Consider the following 12,319-nt stretch of genomic DNA (forward strand, 5'->3'; position numbering starts at 1 on the left):
CTTAGCGCGCCAATGTGACAGCGCGGTTAAAGTCCCAGCAGGTCGTTTTCGATAAAACCTGCGGATTTGACCGTCTCATCAATAGCCTTGAGCGTTTCCAGCAGTGGACGCAGCCGGGCCAGTGGCCACATGTTGGGCCCGTCGGAGAGGGCGTTTTCCGGATCGGGGTGGGTTTCCATGAACACCCCGGCCACGCCGCTGGCCACCGCCGCCCGGGCCAGCACCGGCACGAATTCCCTCTGACCACCGGAACGTGTGCCCTGACCGCCCGGTTGCTGCACCGAATGAGTGGCGTCGAAGACCACCGGACAGCCAGTGCGGCGCATGATGGCCAGCCCGCGCATGTCGGAAATCAGCGTGTTGTAGCCAAAGCTGACCCCCCGCTCGCACACCATGATCTGGTCGTTGCCGGTCTCCCGGGCCTTGGCCACCACCTGATCCATGTCCCAGGGCGCCTGAAACTGCCCCTTCTTGATGTTGACCGGCCGACCCTGCCGGGCCACGCTCTGGATGAAGTCCGTCTGACGCACCAGAAAGGCGGGCGTCTGCAGCACATCCACCACCTCCGCCACCTCTTCCAGCGGGGTGTATTCATGCACGTCAGTCAGCACCGGCACACCGATCTCGTCCTTCACTTTCTGCAGAATGCGCAGCCCCTCTTCCATGCCTGGGCCACGGAAACTCTTGCTGGAGGAGCGGTTGGCCTTGTCATAGGAGGCCTTGAAGATGAAGGGGATGCCCAGCTCGGCGGTCATCTCCTTGAGCTGGCCGGCCACATCCAGCACCAGTTGCTCGGACTCGATCACGCACGGGCCGGCAATGAGAAAGAAGGGCCGATCGATGCCGACCTCGAAACCACACAACTGCATTCAGAACGCTCCTTTGCGCTGTTTGAGGGCCGCCTGCACAAACGCCTTGAACAGCGGGTGTCCACTGCGGGGGGTGGAGGTGAACTCGGGATGGAACTGACAGGCCACGAACCACGGGTGATCCGGCAGCTCGACGGTTTCCACTAGGTCGCCGTCCTCGCTGCGGCCGGAGATGATCAGACCCGCCTCTTCCAGCCGGGGCACGTAGAGGTCGTTGACCTCGTAGCGGTGGCGGTGGCGTTCCCGGATGGTATCCTGCCCGTAGATCTCGTGCATGCGCGTGCCCGGTCTGAGCGCGCAGTTCTGCCCGCCCAGACGCATGGTGCCGCCCAGATCGGAGTTCTCGTCACGGCGGATCAGATTGCCCTGCTCGTCCCGCCACTCGGTAATCAGCGCCACCACCGGATAGGGCGTATCCGGATTCAGTTCGGTGCTGTGTGCCCCCTCCATGCCGGCCACATGGCGGGCGAACTCCACCACTGCCATCTGCATGCCGAGACAGATGCCCAGATAGGGCACCCGGTTCTCACGGGCGTAGCGGATGGCGGCGATCTTGCCTTCCACGCCCCGCTCGCCAAAACCGCCGGGCACCAGAATGGCGTCCATGTCGGCCAGACAGTCGGTGCCCGTCTTTTCCAGCTCCTCGGAATCCAGATAGTGAATGTTGACCCGGGTACGGGTATGGATGCCAGCGTGGATCAACGCCTCGATGAGGGACTTGTAGGCCTCGGTCAGCTCCACATACTTGCCCACCATGGCGATGTCGACGGTCTCGGAGGGGTTGAGCTGAGCCTCCACTACACGATCCCAGTCGGACAGATCCGCCTCCGGCACGTCAAGGCGGAAATTCTCCACGATGATGCGGTCCAGCCCCTGGGCGTGCAGCATGCGCGGCACCTCGTAGATGGTGCGTGCGTCCAGCGCGTTGATGACCGCCCGCTCCTCCACATTGGTGAACAGGGCGATCTTGCGCCGCTCGCCCTCGCCCAGCGGGCGCTCGGAACGGCAGATGAGCACATCCGGCTGAATGCCGATGGATCTCAGCTCCTTGACCGAGTGCTGGGTCGGCTTGGTCTTCACCTCCCCCGCCACGGCGATGTAGGGCAGCAGCGTCAGATGGACGAAGGCCGCGCGCTGGCGCCCCTCCTCCACACCCATCTGGCGGATGGCTTCCAGAAACGGCAGGGACTCGATGTCCCCGACGGTGCCGCCCACCTCCACGATGGCGATGTCGCTGCCCTCAGCGGCGGAGCGGATGCGCCGCTTGATCTCGTCGGTGATATGGGGAATCACCTGAACGGTGCCGCCCAGATAGTCGCCACGACGTTCGCGGCGGATGACCCGCTCATACACCTGACCGGTGGAGAAGCTGTTTTCGCGGCTGAGCCAGCGCTCAATGAAACGTTCATAGTGGCCCAGATCCAGATCGGTTTCGGCGCCGTCGTCGGTGACGAACACCTCCCCATGCTGGAAGGGACTCATGGTGCCCGGGTCGACATTGATGTAGGGATCCATCTTGATCATGGTGACCGTCAGACCCCGGGCCTTGAGAAGCGTGCCCAGCGAGGCGGCGGCGATGCCTTTCCCCAATGAGGAAACCACACCACCGGTGACGAATATGTAATGGGTCATAAAAAGCGGGCTTTTGAGGAATTCAAGATGGGAGGCTATTTTAGCCGATGGCCCCCTGCTCGGCAATGAAAGCCACCGTCACCGCAGGCGCTTCGGGATGCAGCGCCCTGACGCCCACCACCGCAAGTGGCGTGCCGTCAAGCACCAGCACCGGCCAGCGTGGCCGATCCCATGGAGGTACACCGGCCTGCCGGAAGGCTTTCTTCAACGGCTTCAGGCCCAGCCCGGACTCGGCAAAAGGAACGAGTTGCGCTCCGTCCGGCACCGCACCCTGAAAACGGAACCATGGCAGCCGCGCCCGCTCCGCCCAGAGTATCGCCTGCCATGGCGGCACGACCCGAAGCGGCCAGATGAGCCGCTCCCGCCAGCGGGCCGCATGGGTCGATCCGATGCGCACGCGGGGCTGACGGTCGGAGGCCGCATGGATGAGCGCCTCCAGCGCCGCCAGATGATTGCGCGTCAGCACCACACCCTGTCGGGCGAACCAGCGGCGCAGCACCAGCCGGCGGCGCCGTGCTTCCAGCACCTGCAGTGCCGGAATGGACAGCCCGCCATCCACCTCCACATCTTCCAGACAGGCATCGGCCAGCTCATCAAGCAGCGCCTGTGCCTCCCGCATGGCCTCAGCCGTCTGACACAGCTTCTCAACCACGGCTGGCTGGCGTGCGGCCAGTCCGGGCAGAAGCTCATGTCGCACCCAGTTGCGCCGCAGTGAAGTGTCGGCATTGGACGGATCCTCGCACCACGCAAGGTCGTGGGCACGGGCGTAGGCTTCCAGTGCCGCCCGGTCGACCGACAGCAACGGTCGTCCGATCCATAACGGGGTCTCCCCCATTTTCAGGCGAGCCATCTCCGCCATGCCCGCCAGACCCTGCACGCTGGCCCCACGCAACAGGTTCAGCAACACGGTTTCGGCCTGATCATCCCGATGATGGGCGGTCAGCAGCCGCTCTTCCGCTGCCAGCCCGCTGGCCAGCGCCCGATAGCGGGCCTCGCGCGCGGCCGCTTCCAGCCCACGGCCAGTGACGGACACCTGCACCGGGTGAACCAGCAGCGGCACCTCCCAGGCTTGTGCAAGGAGCCGGCAGTGTTCCAGCCAGTCATCGGCCGCCCTCTGCAGACCGTGGTGCACATGGGCGGCCCGCAGCCGGAAACCGTACCGGTCCCGCAAACGGGCCATGGCATGAAGCAGTACAGTGGAATCCAGGCCGCCGCTGAAGGCGACCTGCCAGGCGGAAATATGGGAATGGGTATCGAGAAAGGTGGTCAGCGCCCGCAGCACGGGCGCATCACGATCAGGCCCGCTCTTCGAAGCGGCCATAGTCCATGTAGCGCTGGTAACGGCGCTGCACCAGCTCATTGGCCGACAGCGTGCCGAGAGTCTTCAGCTGGGAGACGATGGCCTCCTTGAGGTTTTTCGCCGCCATGTCGTAGTCCCGGTGAGCGCCCCCCATGGGCTCGGGCACGATGTTGTCCACCAAACCCAGCTCCTTGAGGCGGCGGGCCGTCAGCTGCAGCGCCTCGGCGGCCTCCGGCGCCTTGGCGGCATCCTTCCACAGAATGGAGGCACAGCCTTCCGGCGAGATGACCGAATAGATGCTGTACTCCATCATCTGAGTGACATCCCCCACACCGATGGCCAGCGCGCCGCCGGAGCCGCCCTCGCCGATGACATTGCAGACAATGGGCACCTTCAGCTCCGCCATCTCGATCAGGTTGCGGGCGATGGCCTCGCTCTGGCCGCGCTCCTCGGCGTCAATGCCCGGATAGGCCCCGGGCGTGTCGATCAGGGTGACGATGGGCAGCCTGAACCGCTCGGCCATCTTCATCAGCCGCAGCGCCTTGCGGTAGCCCTCCGGCCGCGGCATGCCGAAATTGCGAGCGATCTTCTCCTTGGTGTCCCGACCCTTTTCATGGCCGATGACCATCACCGCCTGCCCATCCAGCCAGCCGATGCCGCCAACGATGGCCCTGTCGTCGGCGAAGGCCCGGTCGCCGTGCAGTTCGCGGAAATCCTCGAAAATGCGCTCGATGTAGTCCAGTGCGTGGGGACGGTCCGGGTGACGCGCCAGCTGGGAAATCTGCCAATCGCTGAGGTTGGAGAAGACCTGTTCGGTGACGCTCTTGACCTTCTCCTCCAGCGTGGACACCTCCTTGACGATGTCAATGCCGGCGGTGTCCTTCAGGTGACGCAGTTCTTCGATCTTGGCTTCCAGCTCCGCAATGGGCTGCTCGAAATCGAGAAAATTCAAGGCTTCACTCCCCGTGTAAAATACGCAACCTCAGAATTTTATCACCGGAACATCAGCATGTTGAAAAAGTCACTCGCGGGCCTTGCCCTGCTGCCTCTCTCCCTGTTTGCAGCAGAGCCCGCCTCGCCGTGGTCACTCAAGGCTGAGGCCGGCCTGAGCTTCACCAGCGGCAACAGCAACACGGAAAACCTCTTCCTGTCTGGCAAGGGCGACTATGTCAGCGGTCTGAACGAAGCGACACTGGAAGCCAAGCTGGACCGCAAGAAAAGCGACAGCAACCTGGCCAAGGATTACCGCATGGGCAGCGCCTCGGCGCGTCATTTTTTCAACGTGGACCGGCATTTTTACGGCTACGGCAACCTGCTGTGGGAACAGGACACGCCGGCTGGCATGCTGACCAACGCCAACCTGACCGTCGGACCGGGCTGGCACTGGCTGCTGCCGCAGAACATGACACTGGACACCGAGCTGGGTGCCGGTTATCAGCACAGCGACTATCGGGACGGCACCAAGGACTTTGACGGCGTCGTCTGGCGGGCCTACGCCAGCCTGAACGCGCCAATCACCAAACGAATCACCTTTGGCGCCGACACGCTGTTTCTGGTGGATGAGGAGCGCACCCAGAACACCAGCCACCTCAGGCTGGAGACGGGACTGACCCGGCGCCTGACCTTCACCACCGAATATGAATACCGCTACAACAGCAATCCCGCCAGCGGCAAGAAGAAGGAGGACACCACCCTGCGGGCCGTCTTCGGCTACGCATTCTGACACCGCCCCGGGTGGGTTGCCCACAGACTGCGGTGCAACGGGCCGATCAACGCCTCGCCCATTGGCAGGTCGGCCCAAGCCTCTCCCGCCAGCCAGCGTTCGACCTGCACTACGGTCTCCCTGCCATAAAGCGCTGTTGCGGCCTGAGACAAAGGCGCCAGATCGCCCGTTTCCAGAGCCTGTGCCAGCAGCGTCCAGGCACCCGCCTGTTCCGGCCGGTCGGCAGCCAGATAGCGCGCCTCCTCCAGCAACGGCATCACCTCATCCCAGGCTTCCAGCGCCATGAGCGCGCGCAGGCGCAGATCCAGCATCTTCAGGCCCAGCCAGGGGCTGTCGGCCTCGAAGGCGACACCGATGACCGACCCCACCGACAGATGATCCGCCCATCCGTACGCATCCAGCAGCTCCAGCAGCGTCTCGTTCCAGTCGGCCTCGGTACGGAAGGCCTGCAGATGCCGGCGCAGCACACAACCGCCGTTCTGATTGTTTTCCAGCAGCTCATCCGGCGGAAAGACTTCCGACATACCCGGGGCGATCAGACGGCAGGCGTAAAAACCGTCCCGCTCATATACCGCCTCCCACACCGGCTGTTCCAGGCGCTCGAAACAATCGGCCAGATAGTCCCACTGGCGGGCGAAATCCGCATCCGCCGGCACCCCCCAGGGTGTGAAGTCGAAATCCGGCCGGTCACTGAAGAAATGCCAGTGAAACTGGCCTGATGCATCGATGAAATGCGCCTCCTGATTTTCCCAGCTGGCCGTCCAGTCGGCATCATCCGACGGAGGCTGATAGCCGTCCAGCTCGCCCAGTCTGCGCCCTTGAAACGCCTCGGTGAGTGTGCGCTCCAGCGCCACTTCGAAGATGGGGTGGGCGCCGAAGGAGACGAAGGCGCGCCCGCTGCCCTGCTGATAGAGAATGATGGCCACCACCGGAACGCCCAACCCCAGAGAAGCGTCCCGGATCGACAGCACAACGCCCTCTCTCTCCAGCGCTTCTCGTGCCGCCAGCACCCGCTCGCTGGCGGCGATGACCGCCTCCGGTACTTCCGGCAGACACAGGTTCTCCTCCAGAATGCGGCGCCGCGCCCAGCGCTCGAAGATCTCCGATGCGCCCTGAATGCGCGCCTCCAGATGGGTGCTTCCGGCACACAGGCCATTGCTGCCATAGAAGTTCATCAGCACGTTCCAGGGCACCTCGATGGGCTCATCGGCCCCCACCAGCGGCTGCAGCGGCAACACCCGCACCTGCTCACCGCAACAGGCCAGCGAGGGCAATAGCTGTGCCTCTGCAACCTCGTCCAGGCCCCACTGTGCGCGCAGCAGGGCCGGCAACGCTGCGACAGCCTCTGACGAAGACACCGTTTTCTCATCCGGCACGAAGGCATAACGCAACCGGTCACAGGGCAACGCCCAGTCGCCATAGAAATAGCCGGTCAGCAGCCGTTCGAGAAACTCACCGAATGCGCTGGCCAGGGCCGCCTCCCGGCTGATGCCCTTGCCGTTGGAAAACAGTAGCGGGCATTCGCATGCCCGCACATGCACCGACCAGATATGCGGCGCCGGGTTGAGCCACCCACACTCCTCCAGATGAAATCCGAGACGATCCAGAATCGCCTCCATGCGTTCGAGCGCCTCTTCCAGCGCCACGGCCTTGCCGGTGAGATAGTGTTTCATGAGTTAATGATCTTTTGATGCACAAAAAATAATAAACGTTAATCGATAGAATCGAAGTGAGGGCTACACAGGAGGGACCTGCCATGAGCATGCTGAAACCGCTGCTGCTGACCGGGCTGATCGGCACCGCCAGCGTCGCTGCCGCCGACCGGGCCGAAATGATCGAGGATGGTCGACTGCTGTTTGAAGAAGGCCGATGCATGGCCTGCCACCAGTACCGCCCCTTTGACCGGGGGAGCACCCGCCTCAAAGGTTTTCCCAGCCTGATGACCATGGTGGAAACCTGCAACACCAATCTGGGGCTGGGCTGGTTTCCCGATGAGGTGGAGGCGGTCAGCCACTATCTCAACCAGCGCTTCTACGGCTTCGAAGTCATCACCACCGCCAACGAGGCGGAGTGAGTCATCACTGCGGCAGGCGCGCGCCCAGCGCCCTGAGGCGCTGACGCACCGCCTGCATCACCTTGGGATCCACCCTGTCCATGCCGTCCTCATAGAGCTCGTCGAGCGCATCATGCCTGATCTTGTCCAGCGCCTCCAGCGTGAACAGCAGATAGGCTGACTTGCGGATCGCCTTCCAGTCGCGTTTTTTCGCGTAGAAATGCTTGCGCAAGCGGGCATCCTTTTTCAGCAGCGCCAGCGCCCTGTCCAGCAGAGGAATCAGACGGGGCACCACTTCATACGGCCAGTAGGGCGCCCCTTCGGGGGAATAGAAGGCACGCCGATGGGCGATGGCCAGATCAAACGCCGCCGTCATACCCTTCAGGCCCAGCTTCTGGGCCTCGTCACGCGCCTGTTCCAGCTTGTCCACATAGAGCACCGGTGCATCGGAGAGCCAGCGGGCGAAAGTGGTCCAGACATTGTTGCGGGAGATGGCGTACATGCGCCCCCTTGCGGCCGGCAGCAGCCTGTCTGCCGGCACGGCATAGTCAATATCCCGACGCAGCCGCCGGGTGTCGTCCCACGCCTCCCAGCCCTTGCCATAGGGGCTTTCGTTCTGAAGCGTGTCCTCAGGCGGCAGCGGCTCGCAGGAGAGGCCATAATCATGCCCTTCCACATAGTCGGTCACCGTGATGCGGTAGCGGCCATCCGGCAGACGCCCCTTGACGATGCCCAGAATGAAGGCATCGTGCTGAATGTCCGGCGACGGAAAGAACACCATCACCTGATCCCCCGGGCGGAACTGATTCTCACCCGCCCATGCTGCCGTGGACGCCATCCCGGCGGCCAGCACCGCCACCAGAAAATCACGCCTGTTCATGAGGGTCTCCCACTCGCTCGCCGTCTTTCTCCTGCGGCACTTCCACATCTACGGCCAGCACGTCACAGTGAGCGTGGTGCATGACACTGTCGGTGACCGACCCCACCAGACTTTCAAAAAACCCTTCGCCATGACGCCCCATGACGATGAGATCCGCTCCCACCTGATCGGCGTGCTCCACCAGATCCACCTTGGCCACGCCCACCAGCACCTCGCACTGATCCTCGCTGAGGCCAAAGCGCTTCGCCACATTGTGCAGCCGCCTGCGTGATGCTTCCATCAGCGCTTCGGTCAGGTTGACATCCCACATGCCCGGCAGCCCGGAGACCGCTACATCTTCCAGCACCGGATAGGTGGGCACCTCCACCACGTGCACCAGCTGCAGCCGGGCATCCAAGGCCTCGGCCAATGCGGTGGCACGGGACACCGCCTTCTCGCTGTGAGGTGAAAAGTCCACCGCCACCATGATGTTGCGATACAGGCCCATCTTCTTACCTCCCTGCGGGTTTGTCCGCTACTTTATCACGCAGATAGAGGGGCACGGGCACCACATCAGTCATCCGCCGCGCCTCATTCAGGCGCTCACTGGCCAGTGCCGCTAGCGCATCGGCTCTGGGCGGCACCTCGACAAGGCGGCATGCCTCAAACAGCCCGGCATGCTCACCGGGCTGCCCCACCACCGTCTGCACGCCATGGCCGGAAACCCACTCGAGCACCCGTTCCTGTGTGATCAGCGACGGGGCCTCCCCCATTTTTGCCGGCTCGCAGAAAACCGCGGCGTAAAGCTCCCCCATGCGCGCATCCAGAACGGCCATAAAAGGCCCTTTTTCGCCCATATCGACCGCCTGCCGGGCCAGCACCTCCAGTGTAGAGACAGCGATAACCGGCCGGTTCCAGCCCAGCGCCAGCCCCTGAGCCGTGGCGGCGGCAATGCGCAGGCCGGTAAAGGCGCCCGGGCCATGGGCGAACGCCAGCGCATCCAGCTGCCCGGGCGACACCTGCGCCTCAGCCAGTACCGCCTGCACCATGGGGAGAATGGAACGGGCGTGGGACTGGGGGGTGTCCGCTTCATGCATGAAGCAATCCCCATCTCGCCACAGGGCGACGGAGCAGTGTCGCGTGGAAGTGTCGAGGGCCAGCAGCATGCTCATGAGTCCCGCCTGTGATGAATGGGTTGGAACACCGGCAACGCGTAATTGCGGTAGATGGCCGCCAGACGCAGCGCAACGATGACCACCAGCGCCACGGCGCTGGGCACCGCCGCGCTGTCGAAAAGCGGACGCAACAGCAGCCACAGGCTGGCGCCAATGAAAGCGGCGGTCGCGTAAATCTCCTTGCGCAGAATCAGCGGCACCTCTCCCACCAGAATGTCGCGGATCATGCCCCCCACCACACCCGTCATGATGCCGGTCATGATGACGATGGGGTCGGCCAGCCCCAGGGCGTGACTCTTCTGCACACCGATGATGGTGAAGGCAGCCAGCCCCAGCGCATCCAGCACCAGCAACAGACGCATGGGGGCGGCAAAAAACCGCGCATAGACGAACATGACCAGCGCCGCGCTCACCACCAGATAGATGTAGATGGGCTGCTTCACCCAGAAGACCGGCACTCCGAGAATGAGATCCCGCAACGTGCCGCCACCGATGGCCGTCACCATGGCGATGACGATGGCGCCGAACAGATCCAGCTGCTTGCGGCTAGCCGCCAGCAGACCGGTGATGGCAAACACCACCGTGCCGATCAGGTCGAGCCAGTGAATCAGAAGGTCAATCAGCATGGCGGCTATTGTAGCCCAACCGCAGCCGACCGCCTTGCGCACAAACAAAAAAGCCCTCCACGAAGGGAGGGCGTGAACCATGACAAACTGTCCTCTTTCGGATCAGTGCTTGCCGGATTTCAGGCGATTGATACCCAGCATCTTCATCACATACTTCTGATAGACCGGCTCAGCATTGCCGGACTTCATGTTGCGGATGAAGTATTTCTCGAAGGCGATCTTGGCCAGATGCACCCATTTGCCTTTCTTGGCCCAGGTCAGGTTGCGCGGCGGGATCTGCGGCAGCGCCACGAAGGCCGCGCCGGTGTCACCCATATCCGCCAGACACACCGTATTCCAGGTGGCTTTCTCTGTGGGCTCCTGCCCTTTGAGCACATTTTCGATGTTGTGACAGATGGCGGTCACCATGCCCTCGATCATCAGGCCGGTCTTGGGCGTACCCACAGGCACCGGCGTGGCCTCCACGGGCGGAATGGCAATGCCCACGCCCAGCGCGTAGATGTTGGGCCATTTCGGGTTGCGGTTGTATTCGTCCACGACGACGAAACCGCGGGGATTGACCAGGCCTTCCAGCTTCTCGGTGTCCTGCAGCATCCTGGTGCCCTTGAAGGCCGGCAGCATCATGGCATACTTGAAGGGCAGTTCGTGCTCGTCGATCACCTCACCCTTGTGGTTGTGCTCTGCCACGTGCATCACGCCATCTTCGATCTTGGTCACCTTGGCGTTGCAGATCCAGCTGATGTGGCGCTCACGCAGAATGGACTCCAGCAGACCCTTGGAGTCGCCCACACCCCCCAGACCCAGATGTCCGATGTAGGGCTCGGAGGTGACGAAGGTCATGGGCACCTGGTCACGGATCTTGCGCTTACGCAGATCCGTTTCCATGATCATGGCAAACTCATAGGCCGGACCGAAGCAGGACGCGCCCTGCACCGCACCCACGATGATGGGACCGGGATCCTTGCAGAACTCCTCCCACTGCTCATAGGCTTCGGCCGCATGGGGCGTGGTACAGACGGAGACCGTGTTTCCGCCTTCGGACTTCGGCCCCAGACCTTCCACCTCCTCGAAAGCCAGATAGGGACCTGTAGCCAGAATCAGGAAATCGTAGTCCAGCTCGGAGCCGTCCGCCAGCACCAGCTTGTTCTCGTCCGGCTTCAGCTCGGTGGCGGTCTGGTGGATGAACTCGATGCCCTTGCGGGTCAGATAGGGTGCCAGCTTGAAGGAGATGTCCTCCGGCTTGCGCCAGCCCACGGCCACCCACGGGTTGGAGGGCACGAATGTGAACTCCTCAACGGCATTGACCACCTTGATGGTGTGCTCGCTGCCCAGATGCTTGCGGATGTCGTAGGCCATGGGCAGACCGCCGGTGCTGGACCCCACGATGACGATGGTTGCCATACTCGTTCCTCTTGTTTGCTTTGTTTGTACTCTCAAGCCCTCAGGGCTCTTAATGTCGCTGCTTATGATGCCAAACGGGGACATAAAAAAGAAATAGAAAAATTCTGGGGGTGATAAGCCCGCCTAATTTCAGACCATAATGTTATAAATTTTACTTATCCAAAATCATTCACCTTCACTAATCACACCTCGTTTTTCCACCCAGCTCAATGCCAGCGCCGGCAACCAGACCACCAGCAAGAACGTGGCCAGCACCATGGCAATATCCGTTACCACAACCGCCTGCCGGATGGCCGCATCGTCATGCCACAGCAGCACCGACAGCCCTGCCATCAGCAGCAGGCTGGTCATCCAGATGGTGCGACCCACGCTGCCGAGTGCAAAGCGCATGCGCAGCTCCACCGTATCGAACAGCTCGATCTGACGGGCGCGCGCATAGCGGGTAAAGAAATGGATGGCATCATCAATCACCAGCCCCAGCGGCACCAGCAGGGCCAGCGGACTCAATTGTGGCCACCAGGGCAGCACCAGTGCTGCCGCCACCATCACCACCAGCGCGTCCAGCGTCAGCGCCAGCAGTACCAGACGGCCGTCCCGCCACGCCATCCACAGCAGCACACCGGTGCCGGCCAGCATCAGCAGCACCGACAGCGCCAGCCGGGGCTGATGCCACAGCACCCA

General features: G+C 62.8%; 13 protein-coding genes. 2 read left to right on the forward strand and 11 right to left on the reverse strand.

Annotation, left to right across the window (positions count from 1 at the left end; genetic code table 11):
• Nucleotides 1-26: 26 nt before the first annotated feature.
• The 4 genes from kdsA to F8K16_RS04775 are packed head-to-tail and all read right to left on the reverse strand — an operon-like array spanning nt 27 to nt 4,753.
• Nucleotides 27-869, reverse strand: coding sequence for a 3-deoxy-8-phosphooctulonate synthase (gene kdsA / locus F8K16_RS04760; RefSeq protein WP_294947670.1), 843 nt, complete (start codon nt 867-869; stop codon nt 27-29).
• Entirely contained in the window at nt 870-2,501 is a 1,632-nt protein-coding gene (locus tag F8K16_RS04765; RefSeq protein ID WP_294947674.1) for a CTP synthase, read from the reverse strand.
• A 40-nt stretch (nt 2,502-2,541) separates the two neighbouring features.
• Nucleotides 2,542-3,783, reverse strand: a complete 1,242-nt coding sequence (tilS, locus tag F8K16_RS04770) for a tRNA lysidine(34) synthetase TilS (RefSeq protein WP_294947677.1) — start codon at nt 3,781-3,783, stop codon at nt 2,542-2,544.
• Nucleotides 3,784-3,796: 13 nt separating this feature from the next.
• A complete protein-coding gene (locus tag F8K16_RS04775) occupies nt 3,797-4,753 on the reverse strand; it encodes an acetyl-CoA carboxylase carboxyltransferase subunit alpha (protein ID WP_294947680.1) in 957 nt (318 codons plus the stop codon).
• 57 nt (nt 4,754-4,810) lie between these two features.
• On the opposite strand from F8K16_RS04775, the gene F8K16_RS04780 reads away from it, so the two are divergent.
• Nucleotides 4,811-5,524 carry a DUF481 domain-containing protein gene (locus tag F8K16_RS04780; protein ID WP_294947683.1) on the forward strand — a complete coding sequence of 238 codons (714 nt, stop codon included), beginning with the start codon at nt 4,811-4,813 and terminating at the stop codon, nt 5,522-5,524.
• Here F8K16_RS04780 and F8K16_RS04785 read toward each other — a convergent pair.
• On the reverse strand, nt 5,512-7,197 hold the full coding sequence (locus F8K16_RS04785) for a YcaO-like family protein (RefSeq protein ID WP_294947686.1): 1,686 nt from the start codon (nt 7,195-7,197) through the stop codon (nt 5,512-5,514). The two genes, F8K16_RS04780 and F8K16_RS04785, sit on opposite strands and share 13 nt — an antisense overlap.
• An 83-nt stretch (nt 7,198-7,280) precedes the next feature.
• On the opposite strand from F8K16_RS04785, the gene F8K16_RS04790 reads away from it, so the two are divergent.
• Nucleotides 7,281-7,598, forward strand: coding sequence for a hypothetical protein (locus F8K16_RS04790; protein ID WP_294947689.1), 318 nt, complete (start codon nt 7,281-7,283; stop codon nt 7,596-7,598).
• Nucleotides 7,599-7,602: 4 nt separating this feature from the next.
• Here the strand turns inward: F8K16_RS04790 and F8K16_RS04795 are convergent, their stop codons facing one another.
• The 6 genes from F8K16_RS04795 to F8K16_RS04820 all read right to left on the reverse strand — a co-directional run.
• Entirely contained in the window at nt 7,603-8,457 is an 855-nt protein-coding gene (locus tag F8K16_RS04795; RefSeq protein ID WP_294947693.1) for a hypothetical protein, read from the reverse strand.
• Nucleotides 8,444-8,944 (reverse strand): universal stress protein, encoded by a 501-nt coding sequence (locus F8K16_RS04800; RefSeq protein ID WP_294947696.1) that lies wholly within the window; start codon nt 8,942-8,944, stop codon nt 8,444-8,446. Before F8K16_RS04800 ends, F8K16_RS04795 begins: the two co-directional genes overlap by 14 nt.
• Before the next feature lie 4 nt (nt 8,945-8,948).
• Nucleotides 8,949-9,608: a tRNA (adenosine(37)-N6)-threonylcarbamoyltransferase complex dimerization subunit type 1 TsaB gene (gene tsaB / locus F8K16_RS04805; RefSeq protein ID WP_294947699.1), complete on the reverse strand. Its 660-nt coding sequence runs from the start codon at nt 9,606-9,608 to the stop codon at nt 8,949-8,951.
• Entirely contained in the window at nt 9,605-10,237 is a 633-nt protein-coding gene (locus F8K16_RS04810) for a trimeric intracellular cation channel family protein (protein ID WP_294947703.1), read from the reverse strand. Before F8K16_RS04810 ends, tsaB begins: the two co-directional genes overlap by 4 nt.
• 102 nt (nt 10,238-10,339) lie before the next feature.
• On the reverse strand, nt 10,340-11,638 hold the full coding sequence (locus tag F8K16_RS04815) for an FAD/NAD(P)-binding oxidoreductase (protein WP_294947705.1): 1,299 nt from the start codon (nt 11,636-11,638) through the stop codon (nt 10,340-10,342).
• Between the two features lie 165 nt (nt 11,639-11,803).
• The coding region (locus tag F8K16_RS04820; RefSeq protein ID WP_294947708.1) for a hypothetical protein at nt 11,804-12,319 on the reverse strand (516 nt) is incomplete at its 5' end.

It is taken from the genome of Sulfurivirga sp. (genome assembly GCF_015490265.1).
Classification (GTDB): Bacteria; Pseudomonadota; Gammaproteobacteria; order Thiomicrospirales; family Thiomicrospiraceae; genus Sulfurivirga.

What these genes read in the sequence shown, in the direction of transcription:
- kdsA (WP_294947670.1), bottom strand. Translation starts at nt 869, where the DNA reads ATGCAGTTGTGTGGTTTCGAGGTCGGCATCGATCGGCCCTTCTTTCTC.
- F8K16_RS04765 (WP_294947674.1), bottom strand. Translation starts at nt 2,501, where the DNA reads ATGACCCATTACATATTCGTCACCGGTGGTGTGGTTTCCTCATTGGGG.
- F8K16_RS04780 (WP_294947683.1), top strand. Translation starts at nt 4,811, where the DNA reads ATGTTGAAAAAGTCACTCGCGGGCCTTGCCCTGCTGCCTCTCTCCCTG.
- F8K16_RS04785 (WP_294947686.1), bottom strand. Translation starts at nt 7,197, where the DNA reads ATGAAACACTATCTCACCGGCAAGGCCGTGGCGCTGGAAGAGGCGCTC.
- F8K16_RS04790 (WP_294947689.1), top strand. Translation starts at nt 7,281, where the DNA reads ATGAGCATGCTGAAACCGCTGCTGCTGACCGGGCTGATCGGCACCGCC.
- F8K16_RS04795 (WP_294947693.1), bottom strand. Translation starts at nt 8,457, where the DNA reads ATGAACAGGCGTGATTTTCTGGTGGCGGTGCTGGCCGCCGGGATGGCG.
- F8K16_RS04800 (WP_294947696.1), bottom strand. Translation starts at nt 8,944, where the DNA reads ATGGGCCTGTATCGCAACATCATGGTGGCGGTGGACTTTTCACCTCAC.
- tsaB (WP_294947699.1), bottom strand. Translation starts at nt 9,608, where the DNA reads ATGAGCATGCTGCTGGCCCTCGACACTTCCACGCGACACTGCTCCGTC.
- F8K16_RS04810 (WP_294947703.1), bottom strand. Translation starts at nt 10,237, where the DNA reads ATGCTGATTGACCTTCTGATTCACTGGCTCGACCTGATCGGCACGGTG.
- F8K16_RS04815 (WP_294947705.1), bottom strand. Translation starts at nt 11,638, where the DNA reads ATGGCAACCATCGTCATCGTGGGGTCCAGCACCGGCGGTCTGCCCATG.